This window comes from Pseudomonas sp. DW-iso3, assembly GCF_058725305.1.
The window spans coordinates 269,433-285,421 of sequence record NZ_JBZXDZ010000001.1 but is presented as its reverse complement, the minus strand read 5'-3'; the positions used below and the strand labels follow the sequence as shown (position 1 = coordinate 285,421).

General features: G+C 61.2%; 14 protein-coding genes and 1 other RNA gene. All 15 read right to left on the bottom strand.

Annotation, left to right across the window (positions count from 1 at the left end):
* Positions 1–7: 7 nt before the first annotated feature.
* Entirely contained in the window at positions 8–877 is an 870-nt protein-coding gene (locus AC4PS7_RS01395; protein WP_010213032.1) for a cell division protein FtsQ/DivIB, read from the bottom strand.
* Between the two features lie 4 nt (positions 878–881).
* Positions 882–1,838 (bottom strand): D-alanine--D-alanine ligase, encoded by a 957-nt coding sequence (locus tag AC4PS7_RS01390; RefSeq protein ID WP_010213033.1) that lies wholly within the window; start codon positions 1,836–1,838, stop codon positions 882–884.
* On the bottom strand, positions 1,835–3,280 hold the full coding sequence (gene murC / locus AC4PS7_RS01385) for a UDP-N-acetylmuramate--L-alanine ligase (protein WP_010213034.1): 1,446 nt from the start codon (positions 3,278–3,280) through the stop codon (positions 1,835–1,837). Before murC ends, AC4PS7_RS01390 begins: the two co-directional genes overlap by 4 nt.
* Complete coding sequence (gene murG, locus AC4PS7_RS01380; RefSeq protein ID WP_010213036.1) at positions 3,273–4,343, bottom strand: undecaprenyldiphospho-muramoylpentapeptide beta-N-acetylglucosaminyltransferase; 1,071 nt, start codon at positions 4,341–4,343, stop codon at positions 3,273–3,275. The genes murC and murG overlap by 8 nt, the downstream gene beginning before the upstream one ends.
* Positions 4,333–5,556, bottom strand: coding sequence for a putative lipid II flippase FtsW (ftsW, locus tag AC4PS7_RS01375; protein WP_010213037.1), 1,224 nt, complete (start codon positions 5,554–5,556; stop codon positions 4,333–4,335). The genes murG and ftsW overlap by 11 nt, the downstream gene beginning before the upstream one ends.
* Positions 5,553–6,899 (bottom strand): UDP-N-acetylmuramoyl-L-alanine--D-glutamate ligase, encoded by a 1,347-nt coding sequence (murD, locus tag AC4PS7_RS01370; protein ID WP_010213038.1) that lies wholly within the window; start codon positions 6,897–6,899, stop codon positions 5,553–5,555. Before murD ends, ftsW begins: the two co-directional genes overlap by 4 nt.
* Before the next feature lie 6 nt (positions 6,900–6,905).
* A complete protein-coding gene (gene mraY, locus AC4PS7_RS01365; RefSeq protein WP_492179031.1) occupies positions 6,906–7,988 on the bottom strand; it encodes a phospho-N-acetylmuramoyl-pentapeptide-transferase in 1,083 nt (360 codons plus the stop codon).
* Positions 7,988–9,358 (bottom strand): UDP-N-acetylmuramoyl-tripeptide--D-alanyl-D-alanine ligase, encoded by a 1,371-nt coding sequence (locus AC4PS7_RS01360; RefSeq protein WP_038452722.1) that lies wholly within the window; start codon positions 9,356–9,358, stop codon positions 7,988–7,990. Before AC4PS7_RS01360 ends, mraY begins: the two co-directional genes overlap by 1 nt.
* Positions 9,351–10,814, bottom strand: a complete 1,464-nt coding sequence (locus tag AC4PS7_RS01355; RefSeq protein ID WP_492179030.1) for a UDP-N-acetylmuramoyl-L-alanyl-D-glutamate--2,6-diaminopimelate ligase — start codon at positions 10,812–10,814, stop codon at positions 9,351–9,353. Before AC4PS7_RS01355 ends, AC4PS7_RS01360 begins: the two co-directional genes overlap by 8 nt.
* On the bottom strand, positions 10,814–12,556 hold the full coding sequence (locus AC4PS7_RS01350) for a peptidoglycan D,D-transpeptidase FtsI family protein (protein WP_165447909.1): 1,743 nt from the start codon (positions 12,554–12,556) through the stop codon (positions 10,814–10,816). Before AC4PS7_RS01350 ends, AC4PS7_RS01355 begins: the two co-directional genes overlap by 1 nt.
* Positions 12,556–12,849 carry a cell division protein FtsL gene (ftsL, locus tag AC4PS7_RS01345; RefSeq protein WP_010213047.1) on the bottom strand — a complete coding sequence of 98 codons (294 nt, stop codon included), beginning with the start codon at positions 12,847–12,849 and terminating at the stop codon, positions 12,556–12,558. The genes AC4PS7_RS01350 and ftsL overlap by 1 nt, the downstream gene beginning before the upstream one ends.
* Positions 12,846–13,793, bottom strand: coding sequence for a 16S rRNA (cytosine(1402)-N(4))-methyltransferase RsmH (rsmH, locus tag AC4PS7_RS01340; protein WP_010213048.1), 948 nt, complete (start codon positions 13,791–13,793; stop codon positions 12,846–12,848). The genes ftsL and rsmH overlap by 4 nt, the downstream gene beginning before the upstream one ends.
* Positions 13,790–14,245 (bottom strand): division/cell wall cluster transcriptional repressor MraZ, encoded by a 456-nt coding sequence (gene mraZ, locus AC4PS7_RS01335; RefSeq protein WP_003171868.1) that lies wholly within the window; start codon positions 14,243–14,245, stop codon positions 13,790–13,792. Before mraZ ends, rsmH begins: the two co-directional genes overlap by 4 nt.
* Positions 14,246–14,599: 354 nt before the next feature.
* Positions 14,600–14,953: RNase P RNA component class A (rnpB, locus tag AC4PS7_RS01330), an RNA gene on the bottom strand.
* Between the two features lie 96 nt (positions 14,954–15,049).
* Positions 15,050–15,955, bottom strand: a complete 906-nt coding sequence (rsmI, locus tag AC4PS7_RS01325; protein ID WP_021491871.1) for a 16S rRNA (cytidine(1402)-2'-O)-methyltransferase — start codon at positions 15,953–15,955, stop codon at positions 15,050–15,052.
* Positions 15,956–15,989 lie beyond the last annotated feature (34 nt).

Below are 15,989 nucleotides of genomic sequence, written 5' to 3'. Positions count from 1 at the left end.
CCTCTTCTTAATTCTTCGCGACAGCGGGTTGCGCTGCCGTGGGCGCAGCCGGTTCACGCCAGCCGACGGCAAGGCCGTTGGCGTAACGCAGGTCGACGCTCGCAATGTTCGTAATCTGTTCTTTCAAGGTCTTGTCATAGATGGCAATGAAGCGGCGCATCTTTTCCACCAAGCGGTCGCGTCCCAGCAACAACTGGATGCCCGGGCCGGAACTGCCTGCCCCGGTCGTCAAAAACCAACTGCCCCGTTCACGCAATTCCAGGCGTGCGATGGAGAAACCCATTGGCCGCAGCATCTGGCTCAAGGCCTGGTACTGCTGCATCACTTGTTGCTGTGCCCGCTGCGGCCCGAACAGCTGCGGCAGGTGTTCATAGTTCGCCAGTTCACGCGGGGTGAACGCCTGGCCCTGGTTGTTCAACAGCGCTTCGTCACCCCAACGGGCCACCGGCAGCTGTTCTTCCAGGCGGATCGTCACCTGGTCCGGCCATACGCGGCGGACTTCGGCGTGGGCGATCCATGGCATCTGTTCCAGCTCCGAGCGCATGCCGGCCAGGTCGATGGTAAAGAAGCTCGCCGCCAGGTACGGGCCGATGCGCTGCTGTACCGCTTGCTGGCTGATGTAACTCAAGTCGCCCTGCACGCTGATCTTGGTGATCGGCCGGTCGGCATACGGCAACAGACGTTGCGCGCCTTCATAGGTTCCGAAGCCCAGCACCACCAGCAAAACCGGCCAGTACAGCGCCTTTAGGAAACCGAAGTTGGCTTTCGGCAGGCGCGCCGACATCGGCTCTTTAGCCACCATTCGACTGGCACCCCGCGGCACCGGCTTGCGGCTCGGTGCTTGTGGGGGCTGATGACGAAGCGATGCGCCTTTCATGTCCTTAGCCTCTTGGCTCAATGCTGTCGGCCAGGATCGCCAGCACTAACTGCTGGAAGTCCAAACCGGCCGCACGGGCTGCCATAGGTACCAAGCTGTGATCCGTCATGCCCGGTGCGGTGTTGACTTCCAGGAACCAGAAATCCCCTTGGTCATCCTGCATCACGTCTGCTCGCGCCCAACCGGCGATACCCAGCGCCTCACAGGCTTTCGCCGTGAGGTCCATCAATTCCTGTTCTTTGCTTGCGTCAAGGCCGCATGGGATCCGGTACTGGGTATCGGAAGCCAGGTACTTGGCGTCGTAGTCGTAAAAGGTGTGGGGCGTGCCCAATGCGATAGGCGGCAATACCTGGCCACGCAGGGTGGCGATGGTGTACTCGGGACCCTGGATCCACTGTTCCACCAACACTTGCGAATCGTAGGTACTTGCCGCTTTCCATGCGTCGATCAATTCGGCGGCCGAGTTCACTTTGGCCATGCCGATACTGGAGCCTTCATGGGCTGGTTTGACGATCAAAGGCAGGCCCAGTTCCTTGGCTGCAGAAATACAATCGTCTTCGCTGCACAGAACACTGTGACGCGGGGTCGGAATACCCAGGCTGTGCCACACCTGTTTGGTGCGCAACTTGTCCATCGCCAGCGCGGACGCCAGGACGCCACTGCCGGTGTAGGGGATGCCGGCGCACTCCAGCAGGCCTTGCATGCTGCCGTCTTCACCGCCACGGCCGTGGAGGATGATGAAGGCGCGGTCGATCTTCTCGGCCTGCAGGCGGGCGATGAAGTCATCGCCCACGTCGATGCCGAAGGCGTTCACGCCAGCGCTTTGCAGGGCGTCGAGCACGGCGTTGCCGGACTTGAGCGAGACTTCGCGTTCAGCGCTTTTGCCACCGAACAACACCGCTACGCGACCGAAGTCGGCAGGTGCGATTGTCGAGAACAGGGAGCCGTAGTCGTTGATCATTTCGACTTCCCCTTGGCCGCCGCAAACAGCGGGCTCGCCAGCAACTTAGGCGCAAGACCACCGATATCACCGGCCCCCTGGCACAGCAAAATGTCACCGGCCCGCAGCAGCGGCTTGACGATGGGCGCCAGGTCCACACCACGCTCGATGTAGATCGGGTCCAACTGGCCACGCTGACGGATGCTGTTGCACAGCTTGCGGCTGTCGGCGCCCGGAATCGGTTCTTCACCGGCCGGGTAGACTTCCATCAGCAGCAGCACGTTGGCATCGGCCAGTACATTGACGAAGTCGTCATACAGGTCGCGGGTACGGCTGTAGCGGTGCGGCTGGTAGACCATCACCAGACGGCGCTCCGGCCAGCCACCGCGTACGGCCTTGATCACGGCAGCCACTTCAGTCGGGTGGTGACCGTAGTCGTCCACCAGCATCACGTCACCACCGTCTACCGGCAATTGGCCGTATACCTGGAAGCGGCGGCCCACGCCGGCGAAGCGCGACAGGCCTTCGACGATGGCTTCATCGCTGACGCCCTCGTCGGTGGCGATGCAGATGGTCGCCAGGGAATTGAGTACGTTGTGGTTGCCCGGCATGTTCACCGATACATCCAGCGGCTCGCGGTCGGGACGCAACACGGTAAAGAAGGTTTGCATGCCTTCCTGGCGCACATTGATCGCGCGCACGTCAGCGTCTTCGCTGAAGCCGTAGGTCACGGTCGGACGCTTGACCAGTGGCAGGATTTCGCGCACCACCGGATCGTCCAGGCACACCACGGCCAGACCGTAGAACGGCAGGTTGTGCAGGAACTCGACGAAGGTTTTCTTCAACTTGTTGAAGTCCCCGTCGTAGGTCGCCATGTGGTCTTCGTCGATATTGGTGACCACGGCGACCAGCGGTTGCAGGTGCAGGAAGCTCGCGTCACTTTCGTCGGCTTCGGCGATCAGGTAACGGCTGGTGCCCAGTTGTGCATTGGTACCGGCTGCATTCAGACGGCCACCGATGACGAACGTCGGGTCCAGGCCACCGGCCGCGAACACGGAGGCGATCAGGCTGGTGGTGGTGGTTTTGCCGTGGGTACCGGCGACGGCAATGCCGTGGCGATAGCGCATCAGCTCGGCCAGCATCTCGGCGCGTGGCACCACGGGAATGCGACGTTCAAGGGCAGTGGCCACTTCCGGGTTGGAGGTGTTCACGGCGCTGGACACCACCAGCACATCGGCCTCGGCGGCGTTCTCGGCGCGGTGGCCGATGAAGATCTGTGCACCAAAGGTTTTCAGGCGTTCAGTGACCGGCGACTCTTTCAAGTCAGAGCCGGACACCTGGTAGCCCAGGTTCAGCAACACTTCGGCAATGCCACACATGCCCACGCCGCCAATGCCGACGAAGTGGATACGACGGATGCGGCGCATTTCCGGTTGCGGCATGGCTTTCTGATTCTCAACCATGGGCCACCTCCAGGCAGATATCCACCACAGTGCGGGTTGCGTCAGGTTTGGCCAGGCGGCTTGCGGTGCTCGCCATGCTATTGAGTCGTTCCGGTTGCATCAAAACCTCGGTCAGGCGTGCGGCCAAATCGGCGGCGCCAGTCGTTCTTTGCGGCAGCAGGAAGGCAGCGCCCTCCCCGGCCAAATATTCGGCGTTGCGGGTCTGGTGATCGTCGATCGCGTGGGGCAAAGGCACCAGCAAGGACGGCAGACCGGCGGCGGCCAGTTCACTGACGGTCAGCGCACCGGAGCGGCAGACCACCAGGTCGGCCCAGCCATAGGCATGGGCCATGTCTTTGATGAAGGGCTGTACGTTCGCCTCGACACCGGCTTCGCGATAACGCGTGGCGGTGACTTCACCGTGGTGCTTGCCGGCCTGATGGAAGACCTCCGGGCGCAATTCCACAGGGAGTTGCGCCAGTGCTTCCGGCAGCAGTTTGTTCAACGGCTCGGAGCCCAGGCTGCCGCCCATGACCAGCAGGTGCACCTTGCGCCCCGCCAGTGCTTCACGGGCGATGCCCATAAACAGTTCAGTGCGCACCGGGTTGCCGGTGGTACGCAGTTTGTCCGAGGCGCCAAAGGTCTTCGGAAACGCCTCGCACACCCGTGCAGCCAGCGGCACCAGCAGGCGGTTGGCGGTACCGGCGACGGCGTTCTGCTCGTGCACGATCACCGGTACACCGGCGAGCTTGGCGGCGACACCACCAGGACCGGTCACATACCCACCAAAACCGAGTACACACACCGGCTTCAGTTCACGAATCACTTTGCGCGCCTGCCACACCGCCTTGAGCAATACGAACGGCGCCTTGAGCAGGGACAACTTGCTCTTGCCACGCAAGCCGGTGACGTTGATCAGGTGCAGCGGCAAGCCGGCATTCGGCACCAGTTCGTTTTCGATGCCACGCGGCGTGCCCAGCCAGTGCACGGAGTAGCCACGGTCCTGGAATTCCCTAGCACAGGCCAACGCAGGGAACACATGGCCCCCGGTGCCACCCGCCATGATCAGCACGTTAGCGCCCATGGGGTGGCTCCTCGGCAAAATCGCTTTCGCTGAATTCCATCTCTTCACTGCCCAGGTGGGTTCGACTCTCCCACTCGATGCGCAGCAACAAGCCCAGGCACGCACAGCAAATCACCAACGAACTGCCGCCGTAACTGAGAAACGGCAAGGTCAGGCCCTTGGTCGGCAGCAGGCCGACGTTCACACCGATGTTGATCAGGAACTGGCCGATCCACAGGAACGACAAGCCGTAGGCCACATAGGCGGCGAAATACTGTTTGGCCTTCTCGGCCCACAAGCCGATGTACATACCGCGTACACACACGAACACGAACAACGCAACGGTGCACAGCGAACCCACCACGCCCAGCTCTTCGGCGAGTACCGAGAACACGAAGTCGGTGTGCGCTTCCGGCAGGTAGAACTGCTTCTGCACGCTGTTGCCCAGGCCCACGCCCAGCCACTCGCCGCGACCGAAGGCGATCAGCGCCTGGGTCAACTGGTAGCCGGAACCGAACTGGTCGGCCCACGGGTCGGTAAAGGTAATCAGACGGGCCATCCGGTAAGGTTGCGCCTGCACCAGCACCGTCACAGCGGCCACGGCCAGCACCACCATCAAGGTGAAACGGAACAGACCGACGCCCCCCAGGAATAGCATCGCTGCGGCCGCGCCCATCATCACCACGGTGGCCCCGAAGTCGGGCTCCATCAGCAACAGGCCGGCCATGGGCAGCAGTACGATGAACGGCTTGAAGAAGCCCATCCAGCTTTCGCGTACTTCTTTCTGGCGACGTACGAGGTAACCGGCGAGGTAGATCACCACAAACACCTTGGCGATTTCCGACGGTTGCACGTTGAACGCACCGAAGCCGATCCAGCGCATCGAACCGTTCACCTCGCGTCCGATGCCGGGCAGGATCACCATGATCAGCAAGCCGAACGCACCGATCAGCATCATCCAACCCAGGCGCTGCCAGGTGGCGATAGGGATCATCATAGTGACGATGCACGCGCCGAGACCGATCACCAGGTACACCAGGTGACGGATCATCATGTACAGGGTGTTGCCCGACTGCACGGCGGCCACTTCGGAAGACGCCGAAGTGATCATCACCAGGCCCAGGCCCAACAGCGCCAGGCAACCGGCGAGCATTGGGAAATCGAGGTCGATACCGCGCCCCGTGATGATCGGCGACGGGTAGGGCTTGATGATGTTCCGAAAGTCGATACTCATGCCAAGGCCTCCACGGCGCGGGCGAACAGCTGGCCGCGCTCTTCGTAGTTCTTGAACATGTCGAAGCTGGCGCACGCCGGCGACAGCAGCACCGCATCACCTGGCTGGGCCAGGGCCTTGCACTGAGCGATGGCGTCGTCCAGGGACGTGGCGCGCACTTGCGGCACCGCGTCGCCGAGGGCGGCGGCGATCAAATCGGAGTCGCGCCCCATCAGCACCACGGCACGGCAATGTTCGGCAACCGGGCCTTTAAGGTCCTTGAAGTCGGCACCCTTGCCGTCGCCACCGGCGATCAGCACCAGCTTGCCTTCGATGTCGGCGCCGAGGCCTTCGATGGCCGCCAGGGCCGCACCGACATTGGTGGCCTTGGAGTCGTTGTAATAGCTGACGCCGTCAAGATCGCGCACCCATTGGCAACGATGTTCCAGGCCACCGAAGGTACGCAGGGCCGACAACATGGCGTCGAACGGCAGCCCAACGGCATGACCCAGTGCCAAGGCCGCCAGGGCGTTGGACTGGTTATGGGCGCCACGGATTTTCAGCTCGCGCACCGGCATCAGGTTCTGGAATTCGAAGGCCAGGTATTTCTCGCCGTTCTCTTCGCGAATACCGAAGGCCTTGAAATCAGGTTTGCCCAGGCCGAAGGTCCAGCACGGCAGGCCCTCGCCCATCAACGGACGGCTCAACGCATCTTGACGGTTGACCACCACCTGCTTGGCGCCACGGAAGATCCGGTGCTTGGCCAAGTGATAGGCCGGCAGGCCGCTGTAGCGGTCCATGTGGTCTTCACTCACGTTCAACACGGTGGCCACTTCGGCGCCGAGGTCGTGGGTGGTTTCCAGCTGGAAGCTCGACAGCTCCATCACGTACAGCTCGACGTCGTCGCTGAGCAGGTCGAGTGCCGGCGTGCCCAAGTTGCCGCCTACGGCCACACGTTTACCGGCCGCAGCCGCCATCTCGCCGACCAGGGTGGTCACGGTGCTTTTCGCGTTGGAACCGCTGATAGCCACGATCGGCGCCTGCGCGTTACGTGCGAACAGATCGATGTCGCCGGACAGTTTCACACCACGGGCGGCGGCGGCTTGCAGGGCCGGGGTCGCGATGGCGAGGCCGGGGCTCACGTAGAGCTCATCGGCACGGCACAGAAACTCGACATCCAGCTCGCCACAACGCACTTCCACGTGCGGGTAGTCACGGCGCAGCGTGACCAGCTCCGGTGGATTTTCCCGCGTGTCGGCCACGGCAAACGGCTTGCCCCGGCTCGCCAGGAAGCGAACCAGGGACATGCCGCTCTTGCCGAGGCCGACAACGATGCGGAAGTGGTCTGAAGCGATCAGGGACACTCGTTTCTACCTCAGTTTCAGGGTGGCAAGGCCGATCAACACCAAGATCACGGTGATGATCCAAAAACGGACAATCACACGTGGCTCAGGCCAGCCCTTGAGTTCAAAGTGGTGGTGAATCGGCGCCATGCGGAACACGCGGCGTCCGGTCAATTTGAAGGAAGCCACCTGGATGACCACCGACAGGGTTTCCATCACGAACACACCGCCCATGATGAACAGCACGATTTCCTGGCGAACGATCACCGCGATGGTGCCCAGGGCCGCGCCCAGCGCCAGTGCGCCGACGTCGCCCATGAAGACTTGTGCGGGATAGGTGTTGAACCACAGGAAGCCGAGGCCGGCACCGATCAGCGCGCCACAGAACACGATCAGCTCGCCTGCGCCCGGTACATAAGGGATCAGCAGGTACTCGGCGAATTTCACGTTACCCGACAGGTAGCAGAAGATGCCGAGCGCGCCGCCCACCATCACCGTCGGCATGATCGCCAGGCCGTCGAGGCCGTCAGTCAGGTTGACCGCGTTGCTGGAGCCGACGATCACGAAGTAGGTCAGCACCACGAAGCAAATGCCCAGTGGAATGCTGGCGTCCTTGAGCATCGGGATGATCAGGGTGGTTTCCACCGCGCTTGGCGCGGTCATGAACAGGAACACCGCTGCGCCCAGGCCGAACACCGATTGCCAGAAATACTTCCAGCGGCTTGGCAGCCCCTTCGAATTCTTCTCGATCACCTTGCGGTAGTCATCTACCCAGCCGATGGCGCCGAACAGCAGCGTGACCAGCAACACGGTCCACACGTAGCGGTTGTGCAAGTCGGCCCACAGCAAGGTGCTGATGCCGATGGACGACAGGATCAACGCACCGCCCATGGTCGGGGTGCCGGATTTGGACAGGTGCGACTGCGGGCCGTCATTACGAACCGATTGACCGATTTGCAGGTTCTGCAGGGTGCGGATCATCCACGGCCCCAGGAACAGCGACAAACACAACGCAGTCAGCACACCCAGGATCCCGCGCAGGGTCAGGTACTGAAAGACCGCGAAGCCTTTGTGGAACTGTTGCAGATACTCAGCCAGCAGCAGCAGCATTAATGTTTCTCCGTACTTGAGCCACACAAGGCCGCGACGACGTTTTCCATCACCGCGCTGCGCGATCCCTTGATCAAAATGGTTGTATGTTTGTCATGTTCAGCCGCGGTCAGCGCCTGAATCAGCTCGGCCTGGGTCACAAAATGTCGGGCACCAGGGCCGAATACGCTGACGGCGTGGGCCATGTTCGGGCCGACGGCATAAAGCGCGTCGACTTTGCCGGCGGCGTAAGCGCCGACCTCGCGATGGGACTGTTCGGCCCAGTCGCCCAGTTCGGCGATGTCGCCCAGCACCAGCACCTTGCGGCCTTCGAAGCTTTTGAGCAGGTCAATGGCAGCGCAGATAGAGGACTGGTTGGCGTTGTAGGTGTCATCGATCACGCGCATGCCGTTGGTGGCCAACTGCGCTACGGTGCGCCCCTTGACCGGCTGCACCGCACCCAGGCCCGTGGCGATCCCGAACAGCGACACGCCGAGGGCGTAGGCGGCTGCAGCGGCGGCCAATGCATTGGCGACGTTGTGGTTGCCCAGCAGGTTCAGTTGCACATGTTCGTTGCCTTGCGGGGTGTGCAAGGTAAAGGACGGGCAGCCACGCGCATCAACGGTGATGTTGGACGCATGGAAATCCGCCGCGGCGTTGAGCACGGCAAACGTCAGGACCTTGCGACCGGCGGCGCGTACACGCCAGGTTTCGAAGGCCTTGTCGTCGAGATTCAGCACAGCGATGCCCGAGGCATCGAGGCCTTCGAGGATTTCACCCTTGGCCTCGACGATTTTTTCCGGGCCGCCGAACTCGCCGACATGGGCGGTACCGGCGTTGTTGATGACCACCACGTGAGGCTTGGTCAGCGCCACGGTGTAGGCAATTTCGCCGACGCGCGACGCGCCCAACTCGATCACCGCCGCCGTGTGTTCCGGGGCCAGTTCAAGCAGGGTCAACGGGGCACCGAAATCATTGTTCAGGTTGCCACGGGTGGCGTGCACCGGGCCGCGCGTGCGCAACACGCCGGCAAGCAGCTCCTTGACCGTGGTCTTGCCGCTGGAGCCGGTAATGGCCGCAACGGGATTGGTAAATGCGGCACGGTTCAACGCACCCAGCTGGCCGAGGGCCAAACGGGTGTCGGCGACCAACAGTTGCGGCAGTGTGGAGTCCGCCACTGCGCGCTGCACCAAGGCGCCGACGGCACCTTTGGCGGCGACTTCATTCAGGTAGTCGTGACCATCGAAGCGCGGGCCCGTCAGTGCGACAAACAGTTGCCCCGGCTTGATGTTGCGGCTGTCGATACTGACGCCGTCGAAGCTGCAATCGCTCGACAGCACGCGGGCCGACAGGGCCTGGGTCAGTTCGCTGAATTTCATCGCTTTAAGCATGGGCGATCTCCCAGGCGGTCAAGGCGTGATCGGCCTCGACCAGATCGGAGAAGGCGTGGCGCTCGCCGTTGATTTCCTGATAGTCCTCATGACCTTTACCGGCCAGCACCACCACGTCGTCAGCACCGGCGCTGGCGATCAATTGGGCGATGGCTACACCGCGCCCGGCGACAAACGTGGCCTTGGACACGTCTTTGAAGCCGACACGGATGTCGTCGAAAATCTGGCCCGGATCTTCGCTGCGAGGGTTGTCGTCGGTGACAAGCACGCCATCGGCCAGACGCTCGACGATCTCGGCCATCAACGGACGTTTGCCGCGATCGCGATCGCCACCGCAACCGAACAGGCACAGCAGCTTGCCCTTGGCGTGTGGACGCAGCGCCACCAGGACTTTTTCCAGGGCATCGGGCGTGTGGGCGTAATCGACCACGACCAACGGCTGTTTGCCGCCACCCAGGCGCTGCATGCGACCGACCGGGCCTTCCAGCTTCGGCAGTACACGCAGGATTTCGTCGAGGGCGTACTCCAGGCCGAGCAACGCGCTGACGGCCGCCAAAGTGTTACTCAGGTTGAAGCGACCGAGCAGGCTGCTGCGCAAATGATGCTCGCCCTGAGGCGTCACCAGCGTGGCGCGCACACCTTCATCATTGAATTGGGCTTCACGGCAATACAGGTACGCGCTGGCGTCTTCCAGGCTGTAGCTGATCAAGCGCGATTCACGGTCTTCGGCAGCCAGCTGGCGGCCGAATGCGTCATCCAGGTTTACCACGCGGCACTTGAGGTCGTTCCAGGCAAACAGCTTGGCCTTCTCGGCAGCGTAGGCTTCCATGGTGCCGTGGTAATCGAGGTGATCGCGGGACAGGTTGGTCATCACCGCCACATCAAACGCCAGCGCAGCAACGCGGCCCTGGTGCAAACCGTGCGACGACACTTCCATGGCAACCGCCTTGGCGCCGGCCTTTTTCAGGTCGGCCAGGGTCGCTTGCACAGCGATCGGATTCGGCGTGGTGTGCAGGCCGCTTTGCAGCGCGCCATAGAAACCGGTGCCCAAGGTGCCGACGATGCCGCAATGCTGGCCCAGCAGGTCAAGCGCCTGGGCAATCAATTGGGTCACGCTGGTCTTGCCGTTGGTACCGGTGACGCCGATCAGGTTGACTTGGCGGCTCGGGTCGCCATAAAAGCGTCCGGCAATGTCAGACAGCTGCGCAGCCAGGCCTTTGACCGGAATCAATGGCACGTCAGTGATCGGCAGCACGGTGGCGCCTTCCACTTCATAAGCCACGGCAGCCGCACCGCGTTGCAAGGCATCCGCGATGTGCGCACGGCCATCGAACTTACCACCCGGCACGGCCAGGAACAGGTCACCGGCGCGTACATTACGACTGTCCAGGCTCAGCTCGCGGATCAACAGATCGCGTCCGGCATGGGCAAAAATCTTGTTCAGGCTAAGAGACATCAGCCGCGCCCTCCATTGGCTTTTACAGCAGCGGCCGGTGGACCGGCATTCGCTTGTTGGGTCGGCGGCAGGTTGTCCGGCGTGATGTTCATCAGGCGCAGGGTGCCGGACATCACTTTGCTGAACACCGGCGCCGATACCAGGCCACCGAAGTAACCGGCTTTGCTCGGCTCATCGATCACCACGACGATGGCGTAGCGTGGATCGCTCATCGGGCCGAAGCCGGCGAACAGCGAACGGTAAGAGTTTTCGGCGTAGCCTTTTGTGCCCACCGACGTTTTACGAGCGGTACCCGACTTGCCCGCCACGTGATACGCCGGCACCTGGGCACGGAATACGCCGCGCGGTGCCTCGATCACTTGTTGCAGCATGCCTTGCATGGTCTTGGCGACGTTTTCCGGAATCACCTGGGTGGCTTTCGGCGCTTCGTCGACATGGATCAGGCTCAGCGGAACCATCCGGCCATTATTCGCCAATACAGAGAAAGCGTGAGCCAGTTGGATCGCGGTCACGGACAGGCCGTAGCCGTAGGAAAGCGTGGCGGTCTCGGCCTTTTTCCAGTCGCGATAGTTGGGCAGGTTGCCCACGCGCTCGCCTGGGAAATCGAGGCCGGTGGGTTGGCCCAAACCGATTTTCTGCGCCAAGTGATAGATGGTCTCGCCGCCGATATCGAAGGCGACCTTACTCATGCCCACGTTACTGGAGTTGATCAGGATACCTGTCAAATCCAACACCGGGCCTTCGGTACGGGACACGTCACGAATGGTGTATTTGCCCAGTTGCAAGGTACCTGGGTACACCTCGACCTTGTCGCTCGGTTTCCAGCGCCCGGTTTCGAGGGCAGCACTCATGGAGATCGCTTTCATGGTCGAGCCCGGCTCGAACACGTCGATCATGGCGCGGTTGCGCATCATCGCCGGCTGCAGGTTGCGACGGTTATTAGGGTTGTAGGTCGGCTGGTTGACCATGGCGAGGATCTCGCCGGTCTTCACGTCCATGATCACCAGGCTGCCGGCCTTGGCGCCATTCTCGATGATCGCGTTACGCAGCTCGCGGTTGGCCAGGTATTGCAGGCGCAGGTCAATGGACAACGCCAAGGGCTTACCGGCCTTGGCGTTCTTGGTGACTTGGACGTCCTTGATCAGTCTGCCGCGCCGATCCTTGATGACTTGGCGTTTGCCAGGAACACCGGCAAGCCATTCATCGTAGGCGAGTTCGACGCCTTCACGGCCGTGGTCATCGATGTCGGTAAAGCCCACCATGTGCGCGGTGGTTTCACCGGCCGGGTAAAAACGACGGAATTCCTCGATGCCGTAGACACCGGGGACTTTAAGGTCGAGCACCTGCTGACCTTGTTCAGGCGTCAAGCCACGAACAAGGTAGATGAATTCTTTATTGGCCTGGGCTTCGAGGCGCTCGGCCAAGGCTTTCGGGTCCTGGCCCAAGGCAGCAGCAAGCGCCGGCCAACGGTCCTTGGCCACCTGCAGTTCCTTGGCGTTGGCCCACAGGGTGGTCACCGGCGTACTGACGGCCAGAGGCTCGCCGTTACGGTCGGTGATCAGGCCGCGGTGTGCAGGAATCGGGATGTGTCGCAGGCTACGGGCGTCGCCCTGGCCGATCAGGAAGTCCCGGTCGACCACTTGCAGGTCAATGATCCGCCAGGCAATCGCACCCACCATCAATGCCAGCAAGCCGAGCATCAGGCGGAAGCGCCATGGGTAGAGTGCGCCCTCGAGTTTCATCATGGCGCCACCATGCGGACTTCAGCCGCGCCAGGAATATGCATTTTCAGCTGTTCGGTGGCCAGCACTTCGATACGGCTATGGGCCGTCCAGGTGCTTTGTTCGAGGATCAACCGGCCCCACTCCGCTTGCGCCTTGTCACGCACACTCAATTCCCCATACAGGGTATTCAGCAACTGACGGTTGTAGTGGGCGCTGTACGACACCGCAATCGCGGAAATCAGCACGCCGACAAACAGCAGCAACATGAAGAAGCTGCCGCCCGGGAGGGGCTTGGCGAAAAGCTTGCTCACCGCAACTTCTCCGCGACGCGCATAACGGCGCTGCGGGAGCGTGGGTTGGCCTTGAGTTCGGCTTCGGAAGCGAACTGCGCTTTGCCATGGATTTTGATTTTCGGCACAAAGGCCTCGAAACGTACCGGCAGGTTGCGCGGCAAGTTGTCGGACTCACCCTTGACCAGGCGACGCATGAACAGTTTGACGATACGGTCTTCCAGGGAGTGGAAGCTGATCACCACCAGGCGACCGCCCACTTCCAACGCCTCGAGCGCAGCCTCGAGGCCGGCCTCCAGGTCGCCCAATTCGTTGTTGACGTGAATACGCAGGCCCTGGAAGGCTCGGGTTGCCGGGTTCTTGCCCTTTTCCCAGGCAGGGTTGGCGACTTTCAGTACTTCGGCCAGGTCGGCTGTGCGTTCGAACGGCTGGATTTCACGGCGCTCAACCACGGCACGGGCCATGCGGCCAGCGAAACGTTCTTCACCGTATTCCTTGAACACACGGGCGATTTCTTCCACTGGCGCGGTCGCGATGAACTGCGCGGCGCTGACGCCACGGGTAGGGTCCATGCGCATGTCGAGCGGGCCATCGTTCATGAAGCTGAAGCCGCGTTCGGGGTCGTCGAGCTGTGGCGAGGACACACCCAGGTCGAGCAAAACCCCGGCCACCTTGCCCGCCATGCCGCGCTCCGCCACTTCGGCGCCCAGCTCGGCAAAGCTGCGCTGCACAACGACAAAGCGGCCGTCTTCGGCCGCTAGCGCTTGCCCGGTGGCAATCGCTTGAGGGTCTTTGTCGAACCCGAGGAGTTTGCCGTCAGGCCCGAGCTGGCTGAGTATCAACCGGCTATGCCCGCCTCTGCCGAATGTGCCATCCAGATAGCAGCCATCCGCGCGTACGGCGAGAGCCTCAACGGCTTCGTCAAGCAGTACGGTGATGTGGTTAAAGCCGCTATCAATAGTCACAGGATCAAATCACGCAGTTCATCAGGCATGGCGCCCGGTTGTTGAATAGCAGCCAGGTCAGCTGCAGAAACAGCATCCCAGGCATCTTCGTCCCACAATTGGAACTTGTTCAGTTGGCCGACCAGCATTGCGCGCTTATCCAGCTTGGCGTACTCGCGCAGACGCGGAGGCACCAGGAAACGACCGCTGCCATCCAACTCGAGGTCGACGGCATTACCAATCAGCAAACGCTGCAGGCGGCGGTTTTCTTCACGCAATGAAGGCAGGGCGCGCAATTTGGTTTCAATCAACTCCCACTCATCGAGGGGGTAAACACATAAACAAGGGTCAACGGCATCGATAGTGATGATCAACTGTCCGGAACTTCGCGAAATGAGCTCGTCACGATACCGGCTCGGCATGGCGAGACGGCCTTTTGCATCGAGACTGATAGCGTTAGCTCCGCGAAACACAGATGCGTTTCTCCAAATTTTAGCGTTTTACGTTCAAAAAACCCACTTTGTGCCACTTTCCGCCACTTGCGCACACTATAGGAATGCGCCCACCACACCGTCAAGGCGCGGATTCAAGGAAAAGCCTTACAGAACGGAGATTTAGGAGCGTAAACGGAGGAGAAAACCGAGTTCGACGATGTTTTTGGCCCAACAAGCACAGATAGCTCAAAGAGCTATAGCTCGAAGTTAAAGTAATTTATTAAGAGTAAGATTTTTTTGGTATTACGAAGATGCATCTGCCAATCATTCGGCAGGGAGGGATTCTTGCGTTACTACCGGTTTTCTGCCCGAGATTCGGACAAAAGGAAAAAGGTGGAGAGTCGATCTGTAAGCCGGGTTCTGTCTTGAACAGTCATTCGTCTACGATGGCCATCACTGGACATCTTTAGCAACCTACCCGGTCCCAGCGCGGGCCACGCCTTGGGACCCTATTTGGTCTTGCTCCAAGTGGGGTTTACCTAGCCACGAACTGTTGCCAGACGTGCGGTGCGCTCTTACCGCACCTTTTCACCCTTACCGGCACCGAAGTGCTTAGGCGGTTATTTTCTGTGGCACTTTCCGTAGGCTCACGCCTCCCAGGCATTACCTGGCACTTCGCCCTATGGAGCCCGGACTTTCCTCCCCCCCCTAATTTTCATAGAGGGCAGCGACTGTCCAATCGACTCTCCGCCGCGAAGGTTAACGGCACGGCGGACTTAGGACAAGTAATAAAAGTTCAGAATTGCCATCACGTTCAGACGGAATACAGGTTTGACACCGGAACTATTCGGCCTTCTGCTTATCCAGTGCCGCTTGATACAAGAGGTTCTTGCGCACGCCGGTAATCTCCGCCGCCAGGGCTGCTGCACGCTTGAGTGGCATCTCCTTGAGCAGTAGATCCAGAATACGCATCGCCTCGCTGCCCACGGCGTCCTCGTCCTCTGGCGCCGTCCAGCCCGCCACCAGCACCACACACTCGCCGCGCTGCTGATTACTGTCGCCCTCGACGAACGCACGCAGCGCTTCCAAAGGCAGGCCCTTGAGGGTTTCAAAGGTCTTGGTCAGCTCACGCGCCAGCAGCGCCAGGCGTTCGCCGCCAAACACCAGCTCCATATCCTGCAGGCATTCAAGGATTCGGTGGGGGGCTTCATAAAAGATCAACGTGCGCGGTTCTTCCTTCAGTGCTTGAAGGCGCGCACGACGCCCTACAGCTTTGGCTGGCAGAAAACCTTCAAAGATGAAACGGTCCGACGGCAGGCCCGCCGCCGATAACGCAGCGATCAGCGCGCACGCGCCCGGAACAGGCACTACATTGATACCAGCGGCCCGCGCCTGGCGCACCAGATGGTAGCCAGGGTCGGAGATCAGCGGCGTGCCTGCGTCAGAGATCAGCGCCACATCGTCGCCGGCCAGCAGGCGTACGATAAAGCGACTGCCCTCCTCGCGCTCGTTGTGCTCATGGCACGCCGCTAATGGCGTGCTGATACCAAAATGCTGCATCAAGCGCTGGGAGTGACGAGTGTCTTCAGCCGCGATCAATTTAACCTCGCGCAACACTTTCAGTGCCCGAGCACTGATGTCGTCCAGGTTGCCAATGGGCGTCGCCACGACAAAAAGCGAGCCTGCAGTGGAATTCAAAGGACCTGGAGCAGTCAAAACGCACACCTCGATGGTTGGCAAAAGCGACATTGTAGCGCGTAGGCGCCTTGAAAATATGCCATCA